The organism is Gottfriedia sp. S16(2024) (assembly GCF_050473765.1).
GTDB lineage: Bacteria > Bacillota > Bacilli > Bacillales > Bacillaceae_G > Gottfriedia.
Genome location: NZ_JBFLUO010000001.1, coordinates 3,994,583 through 4,019,151, shown reverse-complemented (window position 1 = coordinate 4,019,151; position 24,569 = coordinate 3,994,583). Strand labels below are relative to the sequence as shown.

The window sequence follows — 24,569 nt, the reverse complement described above, 5'->3', positions numbered from 1 at the left end:
TATAGTTACTCATAAGAGGTTCATGAGGAAGTAAAACAGCGAGAATCTGAAATGTAGTTACTCATAAGAGATTCATGAGGAAGTAAAACGGTGAGAATCTGAAATGTAGTTACTCATAAGAGGTTCATGAGGAAGTAAAACGGTGAGAAACTGAAATGTAGTTACTCATAAGAGGTTCATGAGGAAGTAAAACGGTGAGAATCTGAAATGTAGTTACTCATAAAAGGTTCATGAGGAAGTAAAACGGTGAGAAACTGAAATGTAGTTACTCATAAGAGGTTCATGAGGAAGTAAAACGGTGAGAATCTGAAATGTAGTTACTCATAAGAGATTCATAAGGAATTAAACCTGTATTTTATAATAATATTATGTAAACTGAAAACACTCACAAATCTTCATTATGTATTTAATCACATTTTAGGACATTGACTACATTCAAAAAATACTTTAAAATTATCTTTAATTCAAGATAGTTGAAAGGAGTTGAAATGAAATGAATCAAAATGAAGTTTCAACTAATTCGCTCCAATTATTTTCTGAAATTTGTAAAGCAAATCGATTTTTGAATGATGCTTCTATTAATAATATTAAATGTTTTGGTTTGAATTTAACTGAATTTGCAGTCTTAGAATTGCTTTATCATAAAGGAGATCAGCCAATCCAACAAATTGGAAAAAGGATATTAATCTCAAGCGGAAATATGACGTATGTATTAGATAAATTAGAGGCAAGGCGATATATTAAACGCATTCATTGTCCAAAAGATCGACGAGTTATCTATGCAGCTTTGACTGAAGAGGGGAGAAGAGTAATTAGTTGCATCTTTCCAGCTCATAGCGAAATGATTCATAGCTTATTTTCTCAACTAAATTCAGCTGAAAAAGATATGTTAATCTATTTATTAAAAAAGATAGGATTAAGCAAAAATCAACCTCAAGATTGAGATAACTTAATTCGAATTAAAAGCTGTCATTTGACGGCTTTTTTTGTTAAGGCTGGAAATAATAAAAATAGACTAATTGTAAGAAGAGGTATAAAAATATGGAAGAAAAGTTTAAAGGGAAATCAATTATTATTACAGGTGGTGCGAATGGAATTGGAGAGGGTATTGCAATTGCATTTGGAAAATTAGGAGCAATTGTTTTTATAGCTGATATCAATGAACAAAAAGGTAATAGAGTTGTAAAGCAAATTGAGGAAAATGGTGGAAGAGCAATATTCTATAAGACTGATGTTAGTAAAGAGGAAGACATCATAAATCTTATTCGCACCGTCTTTGACAAAATTGGTAGACTTGATATTTTAATAAATAATGCTGGAATTTCCGCTTTTAAGCCATTTTTAAGTTTATCAACAGATGAATGGGATCAAGTAATAAATACTAATTTGAGAAGCGTTTTTATTTCATCAAGAGAAGCTGCTAAAGTCATGAATAATAATGGAAGAATAATAAATATGGCATCAACTAGAGCGATCATGTCGGAGCCGAATTCAGAAGCGTATGCAGCTTCAAAGGGTGGAAGTGTATCAATTACCCATTCATTAGCAGCATCGCTTCAGCCAAATGGTATAACAGTAAACTGCATTAGCCCTGGATGGATACATGTTGACCAGAAAGAAGAATTAAAAGAAACTGATCATCTTCAACATTGGTCAAATCGAGTAGGCAAGCCTGAAGATATAGCTAAAGCTTGTATTTATTTAGCTGATCCAGAAAATAACTTTATTAATGGTCAAAATATCATAATTGATGGTGGAATGACTAGAAAAATGATCTATGAAGAATAGAAAAGCAAGGAAAGCTTATTTTCCTTGCTTCAGACTGTTGACAAACGCTCGCTTTCTTCGTTGCTTCGCCTGTCTGCGGTGCTCATTACCATCTAGGGTAACTCCGCTCCTCACCAGGCTTCGCGCCTCGAAAGACAAGCGCTTGCAATCAGTCTGATACTCAAGTTTTTTGTATTTTGTCTACAGACTAAAGCAAGGAAAGGTTTTCCTTTTCTTATTCATTACTTACTCGCTTAACCTTACTTTCTTGTATTCTTGCTCTAAAAATATATCTTAATAAATATGGTACAACAATAAATATAAATAGCGTTCTAAATAGTTGGTAACACATAATGACAGTTATATCTGCGTCTACTTCTTTAGCAATTAAGGCCATTTGATCCATTCCACCAGGGGCTAAACTTAATAAGGCACTGATATGATCAATGGTGTGAATATGTGTTAAAAATATACTTGATAAAAGCGAAAAGGTTAATAAAACAACTCCACTTAAGACTGAAACTAAAACAATTTTTAATTTGTTATTTAAGTTTTCTGGTTTTAATAATAAGCCAATGTAACTTCCCATCATTAACTGGGAACAGTTTAAGATAATAGAAGGTAAGGCAGGTCCATGTAGTCCTGATAAATTAAGGATGATTGTAGCGATCATTGGACCTAAAAGTAATGCTGTTGGAAAATTTATTTTCTTCCCTAAAACACCAAGTAGTGTACAGAAAATAGCAAAAATAATGATGTTTGGAAATAAGCCATGCCAGCTTGCCGAAGAATGGTGAATAGCTTCTGAAATCGAACTTTTATGTACATTAAAAAATGGACTGAAAATTAATAATGGGACCATAAAAATAATCATCATAAGCCTGGAAATTTGTAAGAAAGTGACAATTGTAAAGTCAATATCTTTAATCTCTTCAGCCAGAGCAATCATTTGACTTAGTCCACCGGGAATACTACCTAATAAAACAGTTGGATAATGTATTTTAAATACTTTAGAAATTATGATTGAAATTGAAATTGTAAAAAGGATGAGTAGAAAGGTCATCAAAATCATAGAAGTTAATTGATGTCCGATTTGAATAAACGTAGAAGATGTAAATGATAGCCCAATTGTGTAGCCGATTATGATCATGGCTGTATCTCGAATTTTACTTGGCCAATACAGTTTAACCCCCTTAATTTTAGAAAGTATAAGGACAAAAAACATTGGTCCAAGGAGCCAAGGTATTGGTAGTTTAAATAATTGAAATAAAAATCCACCAATAATTGCAATAATTAAAGTAAATAAAAGCTGAGTCCATTTATTATCTTTGTAATTTATTACCATCGTTTCACTTCTTTTCAAATTATAAAATTTTAATATATAGGTCATGTTTACATTTATTCATCGTGCTCGTTATGTTAATATCATTATTGACCTTAAGTTTATGGTATGCAAGGATTTTGCTCGGTTAGTCTTTAGAATATTTAACAGGATAGCAAAACTAATCAGAGGATATATTAAAGATAGTAAATATTTTACAATTTTTAATTTGAAAACCCTTGCAAATTTTAATTAGAAAGGACTAATTGAATTGGCTAAACAACAAATAGGCGTAATTGGTTTAGCAGTAATGGGAAAAAACCTAGCTTTAAATATTGAAAGTAGAGGTTTCTCAATTTCTGTATATAACCGATCAGTTGAAAAAACAGAAGAATTTTTAAAAGAAGCAGAAGGTAAAAATGTAGTTGGAACATTTTCAATTGAAGAATTTGTAAATTCTCTTGAAACACCTAGAAAAATATTGATTATGGTAAAAGCAGGAGCACCAACTGATTCAACAATTGAACAATTATTACCTCATCTTGATAAAGGTGATATTTTAATTGATGGTGGAAATACATACTATAAAGACACGCAAAGACGAAACAAAATGTTATCTGATAGCGGAATTCATTTTATTGGAACAGGTGTTTCAGGTGGAGAAGAGGGAGCTTTAAAAGGTCCTTCAATTATGCCTGGTGGTCAAAAAGAAGCATTTGAACTAGTAAAACCTATTTTTGAAGCGATTGCTGCAAAAGTAAATAATGAGCCTTGTACAACATATATTGGCCCAGATGGTGCTGGTCATTACGTAAAAATGGTCCATAACGGAATTGAATATGGTGATATGCAATTAATCTCAGAAGCATACTTTTTATTAAAAAATGTACTTGGCTTAAGTGCTGACGAATTGCACCGTGTATTTAGTGATTGGAATAAGGGCGAGCTTGATAGCTATTTAATTGAAATAACAGCTGATATCTTCACTAAAACAGACGAAGAAACAGGTAAACCACTTGTAGATGTTATTTTAGATAAAGCAGGACAAAAAGGTACTGGAAAATGGACTAGTCAAAGCACACTAGATTTAGGTGTTCCAACTTCTATTATTACTGAGTCTGTATTTGCACGTTTCATTTCGGCAATGAAGGATGAGAGAGTAAAAGCAAGTAAATTATTAACTGGTCCGTCAACAAGTACATATAATGGTGATAAAGAGCAACTTATTGAAGATGTGCGTAAAGCCCTTTATATGAGCAAAATTTGTTCATATGCTCAAGGATTTGCTCAATTAAGAGCTGCATCTGATGAGTATAATTGGGATTTACAATACGGAGATATTGCTATGATCTTCAGAGGCGGATGTATTATTCGCGCGGCTTTCTTACAAAAAATTAAAGAAGCTTACGATCTAGATGCTAATCTTTCTAACTTATTACTTGATCCATATTTCAAAGAAATCGTAGAAAGTTATCAAGGTGCATTAAGAAAAATTAGCGTTGTAGCAATTGAAGCTGGTGTACCAATTCCATGTTTCTCTGCAGCTTTAGCTTATTTTGATAGCTATCGTACTGAAACACTTCCTGCTAATTTAATTCAAGCACAAAGAGATTATTTTGGTGCACATACTTATGAACGAATTGATAAAGAAGGTAAGTTCCATACTCAGTGGACATAATTTTATTTTCGAAAAATAAAAAAGTTACCCCCTCGATTATGTGGGGGTAACTTTTTTATATAAACGTTCTTAATGTTCATTTAATCGTTCAGAAACAGGCCACCATTTATGACCATCAACTGTCAATAAAGTATCAGCCTCACTTGGTCCCATCGAGCCAGAATCATAATTTGTGAGTGGTGCTAATTTTTGATCCCAAGCTTTTGAAATGACATCTACAAAGCTCCAAGAATATTTAACTTCATCCCAATGCGTAAAGTTTGTTCCATCACCTAACATACAATCATAAATTAATCGCTCGTATGCTTCTGGTGTATTAATACAATCAACGCAATTATTATTAAATGTTAGTTGAATTGGCTTTGTGTAGCCATCTTCTGAGCCAGATCTTTTTGCATTTAATTGTAATGTAATACCTTCATCGGGTTGAATATGGATAATTAATAAATTTGGAGACATTGTCTCTTTTGTATTGTAATAAAGGTTCATTGGTATATCTGAAAACTGAACAATAATCTTAGTAGACTTTGTAGCCATTCTTTTTCCAGTTCGAATATAGAATGGTACACCAGCCCATCTAAAATTATCGATAAAAAGTTTCCCAGCAACAAATGTTTCAGTTTGAGACTCAGGGTCAACATTGTTTTCATTTCTATATGCTGGAACTTCTTCACCGTTAATTACACCAGCATCATATTGTCCGCGAACAAAATAATCTTTTACTTCGTTTTCATCAATTTTACGAAGAGCTTTAAATACTTTAACTTTTTCACTACGAATTTCTTCAGTTGTTAATTTAATCGGAGGCTCCATAGCAAGTAGTGCCGCCACTTGAAGGATATGATTCTGAACCATATCCTTTAAAGCTCCAGAATTCTCATAGTACTTACCACGGTCTTCAACACCAAGAATTTCACTAGATGTAATTTGGATATTCGAAATAAATCGATTATTCCAAAGTGGTTCAAACATTGCATTCGCAAAACGGATCACTTCAATATTTTGAACCATTTCTTTACCTAAGTAATGGTCGATACGGTAGATTTGACTTTCTGAAAATGCTTCACGAATTTCATCATTTAATTCAATTGCACTCGGTAGATCATGTCCAAATGGTTTTTCAATTACAATTCGGCTCCAACCTTCTGTATCAGCCAAACCATTCTGTTTTAACTGCTTAGCAATTGTTCCGAAAAATTCTGGTGCCATAGCTAGGAAGAAAACACGGTTACCAGGAATTAAATAATGGTTATCCAAGTTTGTTAGTAAATTTCCTAATTCTATATATGAAGACGGTTCTAATACTTCAAATTGATGGTAGTAAAAATGAGATAAAAAGCTTTCAATTTCAGAGTCAGATGAAGCAATAGATTGTATTGATTTTTTAACTGTTTCACGAAACTCGTCGTTTGACCAAGGTCTTCTACCAACACCTACAACCGCAAATCCTTCATCAATTTTTTTACTTAAAAATAATCTATATATTGAAATAAAAAGCTTTCTTTTTGCTAGGTCTCCCGTTGCTCCAAAAATGACAATAACTGCTTTTGGGTTTACTTTAGTTTTCAATTAATTTACCTCACTTCTTAAACATAAATTCTAACTTATTTTAGTAATAATCAAGGCTGATTATACAAATTATGTAAAGTCACTTTCAAAAAAATATTTTGAAAGCATTTTCATTAATTATTAAAAAATAAGTTAAATTTCCAAATTATTCATCTTATATCATAAACAAAACGAACAGATTCGTAAATAAGTGTCATGATAATATTTAACTTTTTTCTTCTTATTCCCTGTAAACAAAGAGGTTTTAAATGAAATAGATAATGCAACATTTTTCTTCTTTTAAATAGTAATATGTAATTATTTGGTTAAAAATTAAAAAATAATTAAAAAACAGCAAGGAGAATTTGTCAAAATCTCAGTTTTTTAGTAGAATTGTAATGTACCTTTATCGACATTTGGAAAATATAGTAAAATTGAAATCGTAATGATTTCTGTTATACTGTTTTTATAACTTTTTTTGATTGTAAATTCTGAATATAATCAAAAACTAAATTATGGAAATGATGGGTAATTTATGAGAGTTCCATCGATATCTTAATAAGCCAAGTAGTGCTTAAAACCATTTAATAAAAATTTAAATGGTTTTGTTATTTTTAGTAAATTAAAAAACTTGGCAAAATTCAACTACAAGGGGGACTTTTATTATGAAAAAAATTGGCTTAGCTTGGCAAATATTAATTGGTCTTGTGATCGGGATCATTGTAGGCGCAATTTTTTATGGTAATCCAAAGGTTGCAGATTATTTACAACCAATTGGAGATATCTTTTTACGTCTGATTAAAATGATTGTAATACCAATCGTTGTTTCAAGTATCATTGTAGGTGTTGCTAGTGTTGGTGACACGAAAAAACTTGGCCGTTTAGGCGGGAAAACGATTCTTTACTTTGAGATTATTACAACAGTTGCGATTTTAATCGGATTACTAGTAGCGAATATCGTTAAACCAGGCGCTGGTGTAGATATGAGTATTCTTCACAAAACTGATATAAATACTTATGTTGAAACAGCTAAAGAAGTGAAAAGTCATGGTTTTGCAGATACATTTGTAAATATCGTACCGCCGAATATTTTTTCAGCGTTTGTTGAAGGAAATATGTTAGCAATTATCTTTTTCTCAGTGCTATTTGGTCTTGGTATTACAGCTGTGGGAGAAAGAGGAAAGCCTGTATTAGCATTTTTCCAAGGAACAGCTGATACAATGTTTTACATTACAAATCAAATTATGAAATTTGCTCCATTTGGTGTTTTTGCATTAATCGGTGTTACAGTTTCAAAATTTGGATTAGAATCTTTAATTCCATTAGGAAAATTAGTCATAACTGTGTATTTAACAATGGCATTCTTTATCGTTGTAGTATTAGGTTTAGTAGCTAAAATGGTAGGAGTTAATATCTTTAAGTTTATTAAATTAATTAAAGATGAATTAATCTTGGCATATTCTACTGCGAGTTCTGAAACAGTTTTACCAAGAATTATGGAAAAAGTAGAAAAATTCGGAGTACCAAGATCAATTTCTTCATTCGTTATTCCGACTGGTTACTCATTCAATCTTGATGGATCAACTTTATATCAAGCATTAGCAGCAATTTTCATCGCTCAAATGTATGGTATTCATTTATCAATCACTGCTCAAATTTCACTAATGTTAGTTCTAATGGTCACTTCAAAAGGTATCGCAGGTGTACCAGGCGTTTCGTTTGTTGTATTATTAGCAACATTAGGTACTGCAGGTATTCCAGTTGAAGGTTTAGCATTTATTGCTGGTATTGACCGTATTCTAGATATGGCTAGAACTGCAGTAAACGTAGTAGGTAACTCTTTAGCAGCAGTTGTAATTGCTAAATGGGAAGGTGCTTTTAAACCAGAAGTGGTGAAGAATGATAATAACGTTGCTATGTAACGTATAATATAGAAAAAATAGTTTAATTTTGACTCTCAAATGAATTATCTAAAAGAGTAGCCACAAGGAATAAGAATTTCCTTGTGGCTTTTCTTATTTTACAGAAGTTTTTTTAAAGGGAAAAGTCTAAAAACATAGAATATTCTTAATTATGTTTGGTTTAATTTTTAATAACGCGTCCTTTTGGAAGGGAACCAATTAAGGAGGATAAGATGACAAATTTACTAGATATTACGATAGGGAAACTATTAGAAGAAAAAGCGAAATTACATCCTACTCATGAGGCTGTTGTCTATGCGGATCGAGGTTTAAGGATGAATTACGAACAATTTGAAAAACACTGTAGAGAAGTAGCAAAAGGTTTGATGAGTCTAAGAATTCAAAAAGGTGATCATATTGCAATATGGTCTTCAAATACACCTGAATGGCTTACGTCACAATTTGCAACGGGCAAAATGGGTGGAGTTCTTGTTACAGTAAATACAAATTATCGTACAGCTGAGCTAGAATATTTGTTAAAGCAATCTGATTCAACAACAATTATTTTAATGGATCAGTATAAAGATTCTTCATATATTGAAATGCTTTATGAAATTATTCCAGAATTAAAGGATGCTGTTCCTGGAGAACTTCATAGTAGTCGACTGCCATTTTTACGGAACGTAATTGTTCTTGGTGAGAAAAAATACCCTGGAACATTCTCATGGGATGAGCTTATTTCCATGGCAAAAAATACATCAGACTTAGAGTTGGATAAGCGAATTGCATCAATGAGTCCGTATGATGTTATAAATATGCAATATACATCTGGAACGACTGGTTTCCCAAAAGGGGTAATGCTTACACACTCAAATATCGTCAATAATGGATTTAATATCGCGAATTGTATGGAATTAACAAAGGCTGATCGTTTATGCATTCCTGTGCCATTTTTCCATTGCTTTGGATGTGTTTTAGGAACCATGGCTTGTGTTACTGTTGGAGCAACGATCGTACCTGTACAAGACTTTAGTCCAAAAAGAGTACTTCAAACAGTACAAGATGAAAAATGTACGGGATTACATGGAGTTCCGACAATGTTTATCGCTGAATTAAATGAACCTGAATTTTCTAAATATGATTTATCAACTTTACGAACTGGAATTATGGCAGGGTCAAATTGTCCAATTGAAGTTATGAAGGCCGTAATCGAAAAAATGGGAATTACAGAGATTACAATTGCATATGGTCAAACGGAGTCTTCTCCAGTTATTACACAAACTAGAACGAATGACCCAATTGAGGTACGAGTTGAAACGGTTGGTAAGGCATTACCAAATGTTGAAGTGAAAATTGTAGAACCAGGCACATCTATTGAAGTACCTCGTGGAGTACAAGGAGAACTTTGTACTAGAGGTTATCATGTCATGAAGGGCTACTACAAAAATGAAGAAGCTACTCGTGTTGCAATTGACGAAGATGAGTGGTTACATACTGGGGATTTAGCAATCATGGATGAAAATGGGTATTGCAAAGTTACTGGTAGGCTAAAAGACATGATTATCCGTGGTGGGGAAAATATTTATCCTCGTGAAATAGAAGAATTTTTATATACTCACCCAGATGTGTTAGATGTACAAGTTGTTGGAGTACCAGATGATGTGTATGGGGAAGAAGTAATGGCTTGGATTATTCTTAAAGAAGGTATAAAAATTACACCAGAGGATATTCGATTGTACTGTAAAGGAAAAATCTCAAAACATAAAATTCCACGATATATAGAATTTGTAGAAGCGTACCCGATGACTGCCTCGGGAAAAATACAGAAATTCCGACTTAGAGAGCAAGCTATAGAAACTGCTCAAAAACAAGTTTAATCGATCTGGTTTAATCATTAAAGAAATAGCAAAGTGAAACAGAAAACATTGCTATTTTTTAATTAAATATTTATAAAGAAAACATTTAATCCTATTATGTTAAAATGTGGACACAAAACACTTAAAGGGGATAAAAAGTTGAAAATACGAAAAAAGGAATCTACAAGGCAAACTTTTAAACTAATAGTCTATTCTTTTACGATCGCATTAATTGTTAAGATTTTTATTTTTTCTCCCTTTATTGTTGAAGGTGCTTCGATGCAACCGACCCTACATAATCATGATTATTTGTTTGTTAACAAAGCCTCATTTCATATTTCATCAATAAATAGAGGCGAAGTTGTCATTATAAAAAAAGAAAATGACCCTAAGTATTATGTCAAAAGAATAATTGGTTTGCCAAGTGACTATGTTAATTTAACGAATGGACGCCTTTATATTAATGGAAAACATATATCTGAAAACTATTTAAATGACCATTTGAAAAATGTCTATAGAGAATTTCTCCAATTTAATCAAGTGAAAGTACCTAACGGGTCATATTTAGTAATGGGAGATAATCGTTTGAATAGTAAAGATAGTAGAAATGGTTTAGGGTATATAAAGCAGTCTGAAATAGTCGGCAAAGTTGAAGGAGTTTTTTTTCCGTTTGATCGAGTAAGAATAATACACTAAAAGGAAAAGTAAAATGGATTAAATAGTATAAAAAATTAGTAAAAGATTTTTCATTAAATTTTCATTTTCATTATATAAAGTAAAAAAGCAATAAAATTGATACTTACAGGTATTTTAAGCTGTATTTAAGGCAATAAATCTTAAATATAAGAATAAATTAATAAAAACTGAAAGTAGGAATATATAATGAAAAAAAGTGAAGAACTTTTATTAGAGGAAGAAATTACTCAAATTAAGAAGAACAATTGGTTATTAATGATCATAGCGATCATCACCATACCTTTCTTAGTAATAAATATGTAAAGTAGTAAAGCCTGGAATAGTTAGATACCAGGCTTTTATGCTGTTTAAAAAGAAATTGTCTATTAAATAGGTAGTTTCGTGTTTTTTTAACTCGTATATGCCATTAGCTCTACTTCTTCTATAAATCTAAAAAGGACAACAATTTATTTGACTTCATACCTATCTGGGTATATAGTTCATTTTAACTAATGTAAAAATTTTACTTAGAAAGGAAGGATTTCTATGTCTTATGATGATCAAATAAAAAATAGAGTAAAAAGAATTGAAGGGCAGCTTAGAGGCATTTTAAAAATGATGGATGAGGATAAAGGATGTAAAGAAGTTATAACTCAATTATCGGCAGTAAGAGCGGCAATGGATCGTACAATTGGAGTCATCGTAAGTACGAATCTAATTGAATGTGTAAGACTAGCTGATGAAAATGGAGAAAGTGCAGAAGAGCTTGTAAAAGAAGCAGTTAACTTATTAGTAAAAAGTAGATAATAAACATTTGTAAAACCCTATCATTGGCCAAATATTACTGAACATCAACTTCTTGAAAGTGAGACTAATTGGAAATGTTAAATATTCTAATCATCGTATTAATTGCTTATTTTCTAGTACAAACTTTTCTTCCAATTAAAGGAGTTAAGCAAATTTCAACAAATGAATTAAAAAATGAATTGAAAAGTAAGGGAAAACAATTCATTGATGTTAGAACTTCTGCAGAATATAAAGGAAGACATATTAAAGAATTCAAAAATATTCCATTACATTTGTTAAAACAAAATATAAATCATCTATCAAAAGATCAAGAAACAATTATTATTTGCCAAAGTGGAATGAGAAGTAAAAAAGCATGTAAAGTTCTTAAAAAAATGGGCTATACCAATATTACAAATGTAAAAGGCGGAATGAGTACTTGGTCTTAATAAAGGAGAATAATGAATGAGAGAAATTACAGCAGAAAAACTTGAAGATCTACTAAAAAACGGAGATAAACTTAATATTATTGATGTTCGCGAGGCTGATGAAGTAGCAAACGGAATAATCCCGGGTGCGACGCATATTCCACTTGGTTTAATCGAATTTCGCATGGCTGATCTAGATAAAAATAATGAATACATCGTTGTTTGTCATGCTGGCGGCAGAAGTAGCCGAGCAGTACAGTTTTTAGAAAGTCATGGATTCAATGTTGTGAATATGTCTGGCGGTATGCTTGCATGGACAGGCGAAATTGAATAAACAAAATGCCAAAATTGCTTATAAAAGAATATAAGCAATTTTTTTATGTATTGAAAGGTCACAATATTTTCAGGTTTATTAGTAGAGAAAACAGAAAAAAAGGGATCATGAGTAAGTAAAAAAAGCTAGAAGATGAGATTTAGTACCTTAAAAGTTGTTCATGAGGAAGTAAAAAGTCAAAAAGCTGAGATATAGTACCTCATAAATGGTTCATGAGGAAGTAAAAAGTCAAAAAGCTGTAAATTAGTACCTCATAAAGAGTTCATGAGTAAGTAAAAAGTCAAAAGGCTGAAATATAATACCTCATAAAGGGTTCATGAGGAAGTAAAATAGAAAGAAGCTGAGATTTAGTACCTCATAAGGTGTTCATGAGTAAGTAAAAAGGCAAAAAACTCAGTTTTAGTACTATATAAATGGTTCATAAGTAAGTTAAAAAGCAAAAAATGAAAATAACCTACTCATATATAATTCTTTTGTAAACATTCAATTAAAATGCACAATAAATCGGACTAACTATTGACATAAAAAACAGAATATTCTTATAATTAATTAAAATCTAATGTAACAAAAACACAGAAATTAGTAATGAGTTTATCTTTATCTAGTTTAACTAATTTGTACGGTTTACTTTTAATCTACTATAAAGGGTGTTCAGATGAATCAAGTTAATGAATTAGAATGTTTTCCGTATCCGTTTAAAGATGAGATTTATCGTTACTCAAATAATTCTATTCTATTAGATCCACCTGCAAGCATCGAGATTACACCTAAATATGAGAATGAAATAAAATTAAAAAGAAGCTTGTTACACAAGACACCTAGCCATTGTTATCAAGCACTTCCTACTAGTTTAGAAGGTCAATGGGAAATTGTAGAATTAGTTTTAGATCATTTAATAAAGTATTATCCAAATTATTTTGAAGTTCATAAGGGTCATGAATATTGGACTATATTTAATAAGCTTCTAATGGAGGAGGAACAATTTAGTTTTAGGGATCTAACATCTGTTTTAGGAAAGCCATTGAATTTCATAGGTAGACATGTACAAGAGGATTTAATTTATATGAGTCAACGAGATGGCGATTTATTTTTAGATGCTGGACATCTTTGTTTTCCTTCAAATTGGTCACTTACTTTTAAACTAGGAATGAGATTTAAAGAGATTCATCAGCCAATCCCTATGTTTAGTGAAAAATCATTGGATGATCGAATTCTTCGTTTCTTAAAAAATATTGAACAAGGAACACCTTGGGCTCGTAAAAATTGGTCATTAATGGCAGGAAAAAGACTAGATACTTCATTAGAAACATTTGATCAATGGGGTAAAGATAGAAAAAAAGTTACTACAGATAATGTCGGGAAATTCGTTCACTTACGTGTTGAAGTTCAAAAGTTATTTAGGTTGGCTGCTAGTAATGGGCTCCTATTTACGATTCATACTCACTTATTACCACTAGAGCAATTAATTTTAAATAAGGAATGGTTAGAGCAATTTTATAAAATTCTAAGTGAATTGCCGGATTTTATTTCAGATTATAAAGGAATCTCTTCATATAAAAAAGAAGTAATAACATATTTAAAAAATAAACTTGATGAAGTTAGGTAGAATGTGATGAATAAATTAATAGTAGAAGAAGCTAGTTTTATAGATGGAAAAAGAAAATATTTAATCTGTTCGAATCATAGAGGTAGGCCGCTAATTCAGCCAATCTTAGAAAAGTTACTTGAGAAAAATTATTCTTTTGATTTTGTATTCATCGGATTTGATTCAAGTCCAGAACAATTGCAAAATAATATTAAAACTTGGTTGCAAAGCCAGAAAATGGGTAGCTATTTATATATAGCACTTAGTAAAGAAGAACTTAAAAATTTACGGTCAATTATAGAGGATGTTGGATTTTTTGAAGATGAAGTACAATATGTTGGGTATGGTGAACTGAATTCGAACGTTTTTTGTTGTCGTTGTCATAGTTTAACTGAATTAAAAAATTTAGAAATTGGTAAAGAAATTCAGTGTCAAAACTGTCATTTATTACTTTCAGTTTCTGACCATTATTCGGTCCATTATGACGCATATTTAGGAAACATCGCTAAATTGTAGATGGGAGTGGATGTATTGATTGAGAATACGATACTAGTTCGTGTTAATGAAATAAAGCAAATAACACAACAGGTTAAAGAATTTAGTTTTATTCCAATTGATGAATTTAATCTTCCAACTTTTAGTGGAGGTTCTCATATTAATACATATGTTGCTGCAGAAAATGAGATTATTTGCAGACCTTATTCATTAGTTCATCATTCACTTATTGATAACACTTATAAAATTGCCATTCATTTAAATTCGGAATCAAAGGGCGGTTCAGAATATTGGCATGAACGAATTAAAGTAGGTGATCGACTACGGATTAGCTATCCAAAAAATCATTTTCCATTAAGTTCGAGAGCAAAACATCATGTGTTTTATGCAGCGGGTATTGGCATAACGCCATTTTTATCGATGATGAAAGAATTAAAAAGTAAAAATAAATCTTTTGAACTTCATTATACTTCGGCAACTAAATCAAGTAGTGCATATTATGACTTTTTAAATGAATATTATAAGGAAGTGACTACTTTTTACTTTACGAAAGAGCATAATTCTAGTCGAATAAAAGTTGAAACTCTTTTAGACCATTCAATCGGAACTCATGTCTATTTTTGTGGTCCTAATCGGTTTATTTCTCAATTTAATGAATCGGCATTTGCATTTGGCTATCCAAAATCAAGTGTCCATATTGAGATTTTCACACCACAAATATTGGCTAATTCAAGACCATTTGAGGTTAGACTGGCGAATGGAACTACAAAACAAGTTCCCGTTGATAAAACTTTATTAGATGTTTTACTCGACGAGGGCATAAAAGTACCATATTCCTGTAGAGTTGGAAGATGTGGGACATGTGAGGTAAACGTAATCGATGGCCAAATTGAGCATCTCGACTTTTTATTGGACGAGGATCAAAGAAAAAGTAATAATATGATTTTAACTTGTGTTTCTAGGGCAAAATCAAATCAAATAATCCTAGAAATATAGGGTTCGATTTTATTAAAACAGCTAACCTATTTAATTGATAGACTAGCTGTTTTATTTTTATGCTTTTTTTAGAAGTCTCTGTTAGAGTGTAAAGTTGATTTTCTAAAAGCTGATGATGAAGCATATTTTTTTGTTCTTATTGCTTAAATGATTCTAATTTTTGAATTTGAATTCCTTCTTCATCAAAGTTCTCCTCTGCCAACCATTGAGTTAATGCCTGTTTATGTAGGGGCCATTCTTCTATTAGCATTGAAAACCAGGTGGTGCTTCGTGATCGGTTTTTATAGATAACGTTATTTCTAAAGGTGCCTTCATAACTAAATCCTAAACGTTTTGCTGTTTTAATGGAGGGAGCATTAAGAGAATCACATTTCCATTCATAACGTCGGTATTGGAGTTCTTCGAAAACATACTTAGCTAATAAATAGTGTGCTTCGGTCGAGATTATTGTTCTTCTTAAAGCATCCGAAAAATTTATACTTCCAACTTCAATTACCCCATTTGTCTGATCAATCCTCATTAAACTAAATATTCCAAGTGGTTTATTAGTCTCTTTATTTATCACAGCATAATAGATCTGAGTGCTACTTTCTATTTTTTCTAGTAATGTTTGTTCAAAATTTTCATAGTTGAGAGGTGGTTCGTCGGTTAAATAAGTCCAATTACTAGGATTAGAAATTTTAAATGCATTATAGAGATCTTTAGTATGAGTACGAGATAATCTAGTGACAATAGTATGTTTTCCAACATAATACATATCAGAAGGGAATTCTCTTATCTCCCAATTGGACAACTCCTCACCAATTGGCTGGTTGTATTTGTTTATTCTCTGATTCATTTAATCACCACATTTTATTTATTTTTTACTACAGTTTAGTTGGAAGGCGTGCAGAACTTAAGTGTTTTAACCATTTTATTCAGCTCATTTACCTTTATTCAATCACAATCTAGTAAAATCAAAAGTACTAGATGCGACTATTTTAATGGTACCAGCATTAAAGCGGGAGTGGAAATATGATTGAAATAACTGGATTGATTCTACAAAAAATGTATAATTGTAACAATATTATAGAAAGTGAGTGATTTAATATGATAGTCAGCTCTTTACCTACATCTAACAAACTTGAGGTGCAGAAGTTTTCATATTTCAATTAAAATTCTTCCGCATATAATATTGGAGGAAATGAAATGTTTAGTTATTATGGTGCATTAAGTACGGAAGTATATGATTTTACCAAACCAGTGGGGTATTCAATTGATGGTGATATTGAATATTATCTTGAAAGACTAAAAGGGACTAAAGGGAAAATACTTGAAGCAGCTGTCGGTTCTGGCCGATTCTTAATTCCCTTACTTGAAAATGGATTTATTGTTGATGGCATAGATTATTCAACTGAAATGTTAGATTCTTGTCAAAAACGATGCGAAGAAAGAGGCTTAAATCCGAAGCTTTATGAAGGTAACTTACGTGGTTTTTCTTTGGAATCAAAATATGAAGCTGTCGTTATACCTACTGGCTCCTTTTGCTTGATAGACAATTTAACGGATGCTAAAGATGCACTGAAATGTTTTTATAATCATCTAATGCCAGGAGGGCGCCTAATAGTTGATTTGGAATTACCAAGCAATTGGCGTACAGGTGAAATTACTACAGCAACCTTTCCTCTTTCTAACGAAGAAGGCATATCATTAGAAAGTAAATCAATAGAAATCTGAACAATTATCATTAATCGTTATTCAACTAAAATGGTAGATTGGTTGTTCAGAAAATCATGTATAATTAAAGAAAATAGTTATTTCGAGGAGTACGCAAAATGCCATCACTTTGATTTTATATTAGCAAAAGGGAAAAAGAAACGAGACTGGTTAGATAGACAACACGTATCTTTTGATGAAAAAATTCATGTGTATCTTTCTAATCAGGAAAGAAATAATGCAAGTATGCGGTTGCTTACTTATTTGGACCAATATGCTGATACTTTATTTAGAGAAAAAGAAATTAAGGAATTGCTAAATTTGTGCGATTACATGTTAACTAAATACATAGCTGAATATGACCGTACAGAAAAGGAAATTAGAAAATTTGCAAATGAACTAAAGGTATTGTGCTTAGAAGCGCTTGAACAAAATTAATTAATCATTTCATTAGGTGATTAATTAATAAGCAGGAAGCCATTAAAAGTCATATCATTGATATGGCTTTTTTAATTCAACTATATTTATACTTCTCGTAAATATTTAACTGTAATGTAATTAGGAATTTGACAGGACCTAACATCATATCCTTTACTCTGTCATTAGTAGCTAACTTATTATTTTGTTGTAAGAATTTGAACCAGTATAGGTAGTTGTCGAGATATTTAGTAGCCACTCCTTGAAATCTATCCATCCAATCTCCAAGGCGTTTATGAAAGCTGTTGACATGCTGAACATGGTATATGCCTTTTTTCACATAACCTTCTTTACTGACATTAATTGTTTCGTGTTTTAGACCTTTATCCAATGCAAACTTTTTATAGTTCGTTGCAGTATCTGTGCATAACAAAGCAGAGGGGTCTATATACTCCCCAATTACCGCATCGATTTCTTCTGCTCGGACACGACCACGACCTGCTTTTCTAACAACTACTTGATCATTAGGTCTTGTGCAACTACAACTGCAATTTTTAGACTACTTATACCTCTTTTTGGGTCTCTTCCACCACGTTCTTTGGGGTCTCTGCCTTCTACTTTACGTCCATTAAAGGACTCTTTAAAAAAGGTCTCGTCACTTTCAACGATTCCCTTTAAACCTTGAAATCCTAATGAACGCAATGCAAATAAAATCTTGTGCCTCCAATAGAAACAAGTTGAAATGTGAATTTTAAGCTCTTCAACAATTTTGGGTAAGGTGTAGCCTTCAATCATCATACGAAAATATTTAGCCCATTTTCCAAGATATCGCGAACCTGAAATTGGGGTATTTGTTAAGTCATTAAAAGACTTGGAGCAATCATGACAGAAGTAACGCTGTCTTCCACGATATTTTCCGTTTCGCTTAACCTTTATACTTCCACAATGAACACAACCAAGACCTTCGCTGCACCCTTAAGGAGTATGGTCAAAATAGCAACAATCTATGCGAAAACAGCCATACAAAAAGACTTGTTTTATTGCTAAATTAATGGACATGCGTTAGTTACATAAGGGTTCATAAAGGTTGTCTAATTAGACAGCCTTTTTTAGTTCAAATTTAACAGAGGTTTATTAAAAAAACTAATGTCGAAATATATTTATAAATAAGAGCATTTAAAAAATACGTAATTTTCATAATTTTGGAGGATTTTTGAAAGTCTTTGTCGAAATTTTAATTATTCTTTGCATTTATATTCTTAATGAAAAGAAAAATCGAGTTTATTACATAGGTAAATTCGACGATCCAATTTATATTTACATCTTATTAAATTAAGAGATAAAGAAAGGAGTGGCTTTATACATGTCAGAAAATACTAAAACTTCGAACCTTAACTTGGAAGAGAATTTATTTGCTGAATTTCCAAAGCCTACTGTACAAGAGTGGAGAGATGTTGTTGAAAAATCCTTAAAAGGAGCCACTATTGAGGAAAAGCTTGTAACAAAAACATATGAAGAAATAATTTTGAAGCCGATGTATGGGGAAGAAGATATCGCTAACTATCCTTATCTAAACGCACAACCAGGAGAATTTCCTTTCGTTAGAGGAACAAGTGAACAAGGTTATCTAGAAAAGCCATGGGAAATTAGTCAGGAACTAGATTGTTCTTCTCCAATAGAGTTCAACCGTGTTGCAAAACATGATTTAGACAAAGGTCAAACGATGTTAAAGATTCAACTAAACGAATCTTTAGAAACAACTAGTCAAAATAATAATTCAAATAAAGGGTTAATTTTAACATCTATTAATGATTTTAGAATAGCCTTTCAAAATATAAATTTAGAGGAAGTTCCTTTATATATTGAAACAGTTAACGGTGGGCAAGCATTTTTTGGTTCATTTATCGCATATTTACAACAACAAAATTACGATTTTAATAAAATAAATGGCTTTATTGGAATGGATCCGATCAGTAATTTAGTGAAAGAAGGGACACTTCCGTATTCTCTTGAAAATGCTTACAAAATGATGGCAGAGATCACAAAATGGTCAGTTAATCATACAGCAAATTTAAGAAATATTTTAGTACAGTCACATCCTTATCACGATGCAGGAGGAAATGCAGTTCAAGAATTAGCATTTGCTATTTCAACTGGATTAGAGTATCTACGTGAAATGGATAATCGACAAATCCCGCTTGATGATGCAGCGGCTAAAATACTATTCTCGTTTTCTGTCGGATCGAACTTCTTTATGGAAATCGCAAAATTAAGAGCAGCTAGAATGATTTGGGCAAGAATTATAAAAGAATTAGGTGGCAAAGAAGCTGCACAAAAAATGAACATTCATTCACGTACATCTGCATGGACAAAAACGATTTATGATCCTTATGTAAATATACTTAGAGGAACTGTTGAAGCTTTTGCAGGAGTAATTGGAGGATCTGACTCACTTCATGTTTCGCCATTCGATGAATCGATAAAATCATCTGATGAGTTTTCTAGACGTATTGCGAGAAATACACATTTAATTCTTGAAAAAGAATCAAATTTATCAAAAGTCTCTGATCCAGCTGGTGGTTCTTGGTATATTGAATCACTTACTTACTCTTTGGCTGAAAAGGCATGGGAACTATTCCAAAAGATTGAAGAAAAAGGTGGAATGGTTAAGGCAATACAAGAAGGTTTTCCTCAAGCATTAGTTAGACAGGTTGCAGAAGAAAAATCGAACAACATAAAAAATAGAAAAGCTAAATTTATTGGGACTAATATTTATCCGAATCTGAATGAAACAAGAATAGAGAAAAAAGAATTGGATCGTGCAGAAGTTGAAGTGACTAAAGAAAACTTCGAGGACACTTCCGAACATTTAGTATTACAAACTGGTTGTTCAATTGAAGATATAATTGATGCAGCAAATAATGGTGCAATAATTTCGAATATTTTAAATGCAATGAATTTAATAGATTCAGAACTTCCTAGAATTAATCAATTAGACATACATCGTGGTGCACAACCTTATGAATCATTACGCCAAAATTCTCAAAGCTATAAAAATAGTACTGGTGAATTCCCAACTATATTTGTAGCAAATTTTGGACAAGTTGCAGCATATAAGCCACGAACTGACTTTGTTACTGATTTCTTTGAAGTTGGAGGATTTAAGGTGCTACAAAATAAAGGCTTTACATCCATTGATGAAGTAATCGAATCATTTAAAAAATCAGAATCGACTATTGTTGTCATTTGTTCAACTGATGATCAATATTCAGAAGTTGTACCTTCTATAACAAATCAGATTAAAACAATTAATCCGAATGCCAAAGTACTTTTAGCAGGAAAGCCGTCATTAGATGATATGAATTTATACAAACAAGTTGGAATTGATGATTTCATTCATATCAATGTAAATAATTTTGAGAAGTTAGAAAATCTTCAAAAGGATGGAGGGATTTTGAAATGAACAAACTAACAGACTTTACAAAGATGCCATTTAATACAACATTTTCAGCACCAAATATAGCACCTCCTAAACAGATGCAAGTTAATCAAGATGATTGGAAAACTTTAGAACAAATAGATGTAAAACCATTATATGATTCGACTGATCTTAATCAGATGGAACACTTAGGATATGTTTCTGGAATTGCTCCGTTTTTACGTGGACCTTACCCTGCGATGTATATTAACAAACCTTGGACAATTCGCCAATACGCAGGCTTTTCAACAGCGGAAGAGAGTAATGCATTTTATCGAAGAAATTTAGCTGCTGGTCAAAAAGGTTTATCGATTGCTTTTGATTTAGCTACTCACCGTGGGTATGATTCGGATCATCCTCGTGTTGAAGGGGATGTTGGAAAAGCAGGGGTTGCAATTGATTCAATCCTTGATATGAAAATTTTATTTGATGGTATTCCGTTAGATAAAATGTCAGTTTCAATGACAATGAATGGTGCTGTACTTCCGGTTTTAGCATTTTATATTGTTGCTGCTGAAGAACAAGGCGTACATCAATCACAGCTTACAGGAACGATTCAAAACGATATTTTGAAAGAATATATGGTGAGAAATACTTATATTTACCCACCAGAAGCATCAATGCGTATTATTGCTGATATTTTTTCTTATACTTCACAAAATATGCCTAAATTCAACAGTATTAGTATATCTGGTTACCATATGCAAGAAGCAGGGGCAACTGCTGATATCGAGTTAGGCTATACTTTAGCAAATGGATTGGAATATGTTCGAACTGGTTTAAAAGCGGGAATCGATATTGACTCGTTTGCTCCTCGTTTATCATTTTTCTGGGGAATCGGAATGAACTATTTCATGGAAATCGCAAAAATGAGAGCAGGACGCATGCTTTGGGCTAAATTGATAAAATCATTTGATCCAAAGAAAGAAAAATCGATGGCGCTTAGAACGCATTCACAAACATCTGGTTGGAGTTTAACAGAACAAGATCCATTTAATAATGTGACTCGTACTTGTATTGAAGCGATGGCCGCTGTGTTAGGGCATACTCAATCACTTCATACGAATGCTTTAGATGAAGCAATTGCATTACCAACGGATTTCTCTGCTCGTATTGCCCGTAATACGCAGCTTTATTTACAAGAAGAAACTGGAATTTGTAATGTAGTGGACCCTTGGGGAGGTTCATATTACGTTGAATCGTTAACAAATGAATTAGTACAAAAAGCATGGGCACATATTCAAGAGGTTGAATCATTAGGTGGTATGGCAAAAGCGATTGAAACTGGTTTACCAAAGATGAGAATCGAAGAAGCTGCGGCAAGACGTCAAGCTCACATCGATTCAGGTAAAGAAACAATTATTGGCGTTAATAAATATCGCCTTGAAAAAGAAGATCCATTAGATGTTTTAGAAGTCGACAATACTGCAGTTCGTGAAGCGCAAATTATGCGATTACAAGAGCTTCGAGCATCTAGAGATGAAGCTAAAGTGCAGGCAGCATTAACCGCGATTACTGAGGCTGCGGAGTCTGGGGAAGGTAATTTGTTAGCGCTTGCAATCGAGGCTGCTAGAGCTCGTGCAACATTAGGTGAAATTTCGGATGCCTATGAAAAAGTAGTAGGTAGACATAAAGCTGTTATTCGTTCAATTATGGGTGTTTACAGTGCGGAATACGGTGAAAAAGATGAAATAGAGATTGTACGTAAAATGGCTGATGATTTTGAAGAGAAAGAAGGTCGTCGTCCTCGAATTATGATAGCTAAACTCGGACAAGATGGTCATGATCGTGGAGCGAAAGTAATCGCAACAGCATTTGCGGATTTAGGATTTGATGTAGATATCGGTCCTTTATTCCAAACACCAGCGGAAACGGCACTTCAAGCAGTTGAAAATGATGTTCATGTTATCGGAATGAGCTCTTTAGCAGGTGGTCACAAAACGCTACTTCCACAATTGATGGAAGAGTTAAAAAAACTAGGTCGACAGGACATTGTTCTTGTAGCTGGAGGGGTAATACCAGCAGGGGATTATGAGTTTTTATTGAAAAACGGAGCAGCAGCAATCTTCGGACCAGGTACTGTTATCCCAGTTGCGGCACAAAAGGTTATTGAAGAAATTAATCGCCGACTTGAGGATTCGATTTAAATGGATCAAGAAAACAAGAGAAAGAAAAAGCTTTCTGAAGACGACTATGTAAATGGAGTACTTGAAGGCAATCGAACTATTTTAGCCCAAACAATTACCCTTATAGAAAGTAATTCGTCAGCACATATGTATTCTGCACAAAATGTGTTGACGAGGTTACTTCCTCATTCAGGTCGTTCGATCCGGATTGGAATAACTGGGGTTCCAGGAGCCGGTAAAAGTAGTTTAATAGAAAGCTTTGGAACTTATTTGTGTGAACAAGGGCATAAAGTAGCCGTTTTAACAATCGATCCAAGTAGCACAATTACAAAAGGTAGTATTTTAGGAGACAAAACAAGAATGGATTCACTTTCAAAGAATCCGAATGCATTTATTAGACCTTCTGCATCAGGTGGTTCTCTTGGTGGGATTGCACGTAAAACAAGGGAATCAATGCTAGTATGCGAGGCAGCAGGCTATGATGTGATTTTAATCGAAACTGTCGGTGTTGGACAAAGTGAAGTACAGGTTCGTTCAATGGTAGATTTTTTTCTTTTAGTCATGCTAACTGGAGCAGGAGATGAGCTACAAGGAATTAAAAAAGGCATCATGGAACTTGCAGATTCAATTATCATCAATAAAGCTGATGGACAAAACAAATTAAAAGCTAATGCGGCTAAGGCTGAATTTAATCGAATACTTCACTTATTACAGCCTTCAACTCCTGGCTGGACAAGTAAAGCATATACCGCTTCTGCGTTACTTGGTGAAGGTATTGAAGAAATATGGAATGAAATTAATGCTTTTAAAGATCTAACAACTGAGTCAGGCTATTTTTCTTTGCGACGTCAAAAACAAATGATTGATTGGATGTACAACATGGTTTTTGAACAGTTGAAACTAAGTTTTATGAATCATGAAAGTGTGAAACTAAATTTAAAAACGATTGAAAGTTCAATTGTAAATGGAGAATTAACAGCAACTTCAGCTGCAAACTATTTATTATCCATTTTTGAAGGCAATAGGAAGGAGACATTGTAATGCAAGAGACTAGTCCTAAAAAAATTAATCATATTGGAATTGCAGTAAGAGATTTAGAGACTTCTATTCAATTGTATACGAATGTGCTTGGTTTAAAACTTAAAGGAATTGAAACTGTTGAAAGTGAAAAAGTACGAGTAGCATTTATCGAAATCGGTGAAGTGAAAATTGAGCTTTTAGAAGCAACTAGTCCAGAAAGCCCAATTGCAAAGTTTATTGAGAAAAAAGGCGAAGGAATTCATCATATTGCTTTAGAAACAGAAAACTGTGAGAAACAGCTTGAAGTTGTGAAAGAACACGGAATTAAACTAATTAATGAAGTTCCAAAAAAGGGTGCGCACGATAGCCTAGTTGCTTTCCTTCATCCAAATTCAACGAATAAAGTATTGTTCGAGCTATGCCAACCATCATCTAGTTTAACCAGAAAGGAAGTTGAATAAAG

Annotated in this window: 20 protein-coding genes and 2 pseudogenes; 18 read left to right on the top strand and 4 right to left on the bottom strand. The window is 32.6% G+C overall.

Features of this window, described 5'->3' with window-relative positions:
- Nucleotides 1-493: 493 nt before the first annotated feature.
- Both AB1282_RS18970 and AB1282_RS18965 read left to right on the top strand, forming a co-directional pair.
- On the top strand, nucleotides 494-943 hold the full coding sequence (locus AB1282_RS18970; RefSeq protein ID WP_429899866.1) for a MarR family winged helix-turn-helix transcriptional regulator: 450 nt from the start codon (nucleotides 494-496) through the stop codon (nucleotides 941-943).
- A gap of 98 nt (nucleotides 944-1,041) precedes the next feature.
- Nucleotides 1,042-1,788 carry an SDR family NAD(P)-dependent oxidoreductase gene (locus tag AB1282_RS18965; RefSeq protein ID WP_429899864.1) on the top strand — a complete coding sequence of 249 codons (747 nt, stop codon included), beginning with the start codon at nucleotides 1,042-1,044 and terminating at the stop codon, nucleotides 1,786-1,788.
- Between the two features lie 214 nt (nucleotides 1,789-2,002).
- Here the strand turns inward: AB1282_RS18965 and AB1282_RS18960 are convergent, their stop codons facing one another.
- Nucleotides 2,003-3,112 (bottom strand): AbrB family transcriptional regulator, encoded by a 1,110-nt coding sequence (locus AB1282_RS18960; RefSeq protein ID WP_429899862.1) that lies wholly within the window; start codon nucleotides 3,110-3,112, stop codon nucleotides 2,003-2,005.
- A gap of 247 nt (nucleotides 3,113-3,359) precedes the next feature.
- On the opposite strand from AB1282_RS18960, the gene gndA reads away from it, so the two are divergent.
- The gene (gene gndA, locus AB1282_RS18955) at nucleotides 3,360-4,766 is read left to right on the top strand and encodes an NADP-dependent phosphogluconate dehydrogenase (RefSeq protein ID WP_429899860.1); all 1,407 of its coding nucleotides are present in this window, start codon (nucleotides 3,360-3,362) and stop codon (nucleotides 4,764-4,766) included.
- A 69-nt stretch (nucleotides 4,767-4,835) separates the two neighbouring features.
- Here gndA and zwf read toward each other — a convergent pair whose 3' ends face one another.
- Nucleotides 4,836-6,335 carry a glucose-6-phosphate dehydrogenase gene (gene zwf, locus AB1282_RS18950; RefSeq protein ID WP_429899858.1) on the bottom strand — a complete coding sequence of 500 codons (1,500 nt, stop codon included), beginning with the start codon at nucleotides 6,333-6,335 and terminating at the stop codon, nucleotides 4,836-4,838.
- Nucleotides 6,336-6,979: 644 nt separating this feature from the next.
- Here zwf and AB1282_RS18945 point away from each other — a divergent pair.
- The 9 genes from AB1282_RS18945 to AB1282_RS18905 all read left to right on the top strand — a co-directional run bounded on the left by AB1282_RS18945 (nucleotide 6,980) and on the right by AB1282_RS18905 (nucleotide 15,370).
- Entirely contained in the window at nucleotides 6,980-8,236 is a 1,257-nt protein-coding gene (locus tag AB1282_RS18945; RefSeq protein ID WP_056465901.1) for a cation:dicarboxylate symporter family transporter, read from the top strand.
- A 212-nt stretch (nucleotides 8,237-8,448) separates the two neighbouring features.
- Entirely contained in the window at nucleotides 8,449-10,092 is a 1,644-nt protein-coding gene (locus AB1282_RS18940; protein WP_390312260.1) for an AMP-binding protein, read from the top strand.
- Between the two features lie 96 nt (nucleotides 10,093-10,188).
- The gene (gene lepB, locus AB1282_RS18935; protein WP_056465896.1) at nucleotides 10,189-10,767 is read left to right on the top strand and encodes a signal peptidase I; all 579 of its coding nucleotides are present in this window, start codon (nucleotides 10,189-10,191) and stop codon (nucleotides 10,765-10,767) included.
- A gap of 525 nt (nucleotides 10,768-11,292) precedes the next feature.
- Nucleotides 11,293-11,553, top strand: coding sequence for a metal-sensitive transcriptional regulator (locus AB1282_RS18930; protein ID WP_056465893.1), 261 nt, complete (start codon nucleotides 11,293-11,295; stop codon nucleotides 11,551-11,553).
- A gap of 74 nt (nucleotides 11,554-11,627) precedes the next feature.
- Nucleotides 11,628-11,981 carry a rhodanese-like domain-containing protein gene (locus tag AB1282_RS18925; protein WP_429899855.1) on the top strand — a complete coding sequence of 118 codons (354 nt, stop codon included), beginning with the start codon at nucleotides 11,628-11,630 and terminating at the stop codon, nucleotides 11,979-11,981.
- A gap of 16 nt (nucleotides 11,982-11,997) precedes the next feature.
- Nucleotides 11,998-12,294, top strand: coding sequence for a rhodanese-like domain-containing protein (locus tag AB1282_RS18920; RefSeq protein ID WP_056465887.1), 297 nt, complete (start codon nucleotides 11,998-12,000; stop codon nucleotides 12,292-12,294).
- Nucleotides 12,295-12,949: 655 nt separating this feature from the next.
- A complete protein-coding gene (locus AB1282_RS18915; protein ID WP_429899853.1) occupies nucleotides 12,950-13,900 on the top strand; it encodes a heme-dependent oxidative N-demethylase family protein in 951 nt (316 codons plus the stop codon).
- Between the two features lie 6 nt (nucleotides 13,901-13,906).
- A complete protein-coding gene (locus AB1282_RS18910) occupies nucleotides 13,907-14,395 on the top strand; it encodes a dimethylamine monooxygenase subunit DmmA family protein (RefSeq protein WP_056465881.1) in 489 nt (162 codons plus the stop codon).
- Between the two features lie 15 nt (nucleotides 14,396-14,410).
- Nucleotides 14,411-15,370, top strand: coding sequence for a PDR/VanB family oxidoreductase (locus tag AB1282_RS18905; protein ID WP_429899851.1), 960 nt, complete (start codon nucleotides 14,411-14,413; stop codon nucleotides 15,368-15,370).
- A gap of 136 nt (nucleotides 15,371-15,506) precedes the next feature.
- Here AB1282_RS18905 and AB1282_RS18900 read toward each other — a convergent pair whose 3' ends face one another.
- The gene (locus AB1282_RS18900) at nucleotides 15,507-16,208 is read right to left on the bottom strand and encodes a GNAT family N-acetyltransferase (protein ID WP_390312265.1); all 702 of its coding nucleotides are present in this window, start codon (nucleotides 16,206-16,208) and stop codon (nucleotides 15,507-15,509) included.
- A 350-nt stretch (nucleotides 16,209-16,558) separates the two neighbouring features.
- On the opposite strand from AB1282_RS18900, the pseudogene AB1282_RS18895 reads away from it, so the two are divergent.
- Both AB1282_RS18895 and AB1282_RS18890 read left to right on the top strand, forming a co-directional pair.
- A pseudogene (locus AB1282_RS18895) lies at nucleotides 16,559-17,083 on the top strand (class I SAM-dependent methyltransferase); the annotation flags it as partial.
- Between the two features lie 45 nt (nucleotides 17,084-17,128).
- Nucleotides 17,129-17,503, top strand: coding sequence for a hypothetical protein (locus tag AB1282_RS18890; protein ID WP_429899849.1), 375 nt, complete (start codon nucleotides 17,129-17,131; stop codon nucleotides 17,501-17,503).
- 86 nt (nucleotides 17,504-17,589) lie between these two features.
- Here the strand turns inward: AB1282_RS18890 and AB1282_RS18885 are convergent.
- Nucleotides 17,590-18,448 (bottom strand): annotated as a pseudogene (locus AB1282_RS18885) (IS1595 family transposase); the annotation flags it as partial.
- A gap of 397 nt (nucleotides 18,449-18,845) precedes the next feature.
- Between AB1282_RS18885 and AB1282_RS18880 the strand changes: the two are divergent.
- Genes AB1282_RS18880 through mce form a run of 4 tightly spaced genes read left to right on the top strand, consistent with a single transcriptional unit; the run spans nucleotide 18,846 to nucleotide 24,567 of the window.
- Nucleotides 18,846-20,945 (top strand): methylmalonyl-CoA mutase family protein, encoded by a 2,100-nt coding sequence (locus AB1282_RS18880; RefSeq protein WP_429899847.1) that lies wholly within the window; start codon nucleotides 18,846-18,848, stop codon nucleotides 20,943-20,945.
- Nucleotides 20,942-23,107: a methylmalonyl-CoA mutase gene (gene scpA, locus AB1282_RS18875; protein ID WP_429899845.1), complete on the top strand. Its 2,166-nt coding sequence runs from the start codon at nucleotides 20,942-20,944 to the stop codon at nucleotides 23,105-23,107. Before AB1282_RS18880 ends, scpA begins: the two co-directional genes overlap by 4 nt.
- Nucleotides 23,108-24,127, top strand: coding sequence for a methylmalonyl Co-A mutase-associated GTPase MeaB (gene meaB, locus AB1282_RS18870; RefSeq protein WP_056465862.1), 1,020 nt, complete (start codon nucleotides 23,108-23,110; stop codon nucleotides 24,125-24,127).
- A complete protein-coding gene (gene mce, locus AB1282_RS18865; RefSeq protein ID WP_056465859.1) occupies nucleotides 24,127-24,567 on the top strand; it encodes a methylmalonyl-CoA epimerase in 441 nt (146 codons plus the stop codon). The genes meaB and mce overlap by 1 nt, the downstream gene beginning before the upstream one ends.
- Nucleotides 24,568-24,569 lie beyond the last annotated feature (2 nt).

What these genes read in the sequence shown, in the direction of transcription:
- AB1282_RS18970 (WP_429899866.1), top strand. Translation starts at nt 494, where the DNA reads ATGAATCAAAATGAAGTTTCAACTAATTCGCTCCAATTATTTTCTGAA.
- AB1282_RS18965 (WP_429899864.1), top strand. Translation starts at nt 1,042, where the DNA reads ATGGAAGAAAAGTTTAAAGGGAAATCAATTATTATTACAGGTGGTGCG.
- AB1282_RS18960 (WP_429899862.1), bottom strand. Translation starts at nt 3,112, where the DNA reads ATGGTAATAAATTACAAAGATAATAAATGGACTCAGCTTTTATTTACT.
- AB1282_RS18945 (WP_056465901.1), top strand. Translation starts at nt 6,980, where the DNA reads ATGAAAAAAATTGGCTTAGCTTGGCAAATATTAATTGGTCTTGTGATC.
- AB1282_RS18940 (WP_390312260.1), top strand. Translation starts at nt 8,449, where the DNA reads ATGACAAATTTACTAGATATTACGATAGGGAAACTATTAGAAGAAAAA.
- lepB (WP_056465896.1), top strand. Translation starts at nt 10,189, where the DNA reads ATGTTAAAATGTGGACACAAAACACTTAAAGGGGATAAAAAGTTGAAA.
- AB1282_RS18930 (WP_056465893.1), top strand. Translation starts at nt 11,293, where the DNA reads ATGTCTTATGATGATCAAATAAAAAATAGAGTAAAAAGAATTGAAGGG.
- AB1282_RS18925 (WP_429899855.1), top strand. Translation starts at nt 11,628, where the DNA reads ATGTTAAATATTCTAATCATCGTATTAATTGCTTATTTTCTAGTACAA.
- AB1282_RS18920 (WP_056465887.1), top strand. Translation starts at nt 11,998, where the DNA reads ATGAGAGAAATTACAGCAGAAAAACTTGAAGATCTACTAAAAAACGGA.
- AB1282_RS18915 (WP_429899853.1), top strand. Translation starts at nt 12,950, where the DNA reads ATGAATCAAGTTAATGAATTAGAATGTTTTCCGTATCCGTTTAAAGAT.
- AB1282_RS18910 (WP_056465881.1), top strand. Translation starts at nt 13,907, where the DNA reads ATGAATAAATTAATAGTAGAAGAAGCTAGTTTTATAGATGGAAAAAGA.
- AB1282_RS18900 (WP_390312265.1), bottom strand. Translation starts at nt 16,208, where the DNA reads ATGAATCAGAGAATAAACAAATACAACCAGCCAATTGGTGAGGAGTTG.
- AB1282_RS18880 (WP_429899847.1), top strand. Translation starts at nt 18,846, where the DNA reads ATGTCAGAAAATACTAAAACTTCGAACCTTAACTTGGAAGAGAATTTA.
- scpA (WP_429899845.1), top strand. Translation starts at nt 20,942, where the DNA reads ATGAACAAACTAACAGACTTTACAAAGATGCCATTTAATACAACATTT.
- meaB (WP_056465862.1), top strand. Translation starts at nt 23,108, where the DNA reads ATGGATCAAGAAAACAAGAGAAAGAAAAAGCTTTCTGAAGACGACTAT.
- mce (WP_056465859.1), top strand. Translation starts at nt 24,127, where the DNA reads ATGCAAGAGACTAGTCCTAAAAAAATTAATCATATTGGAATTGCAGTA.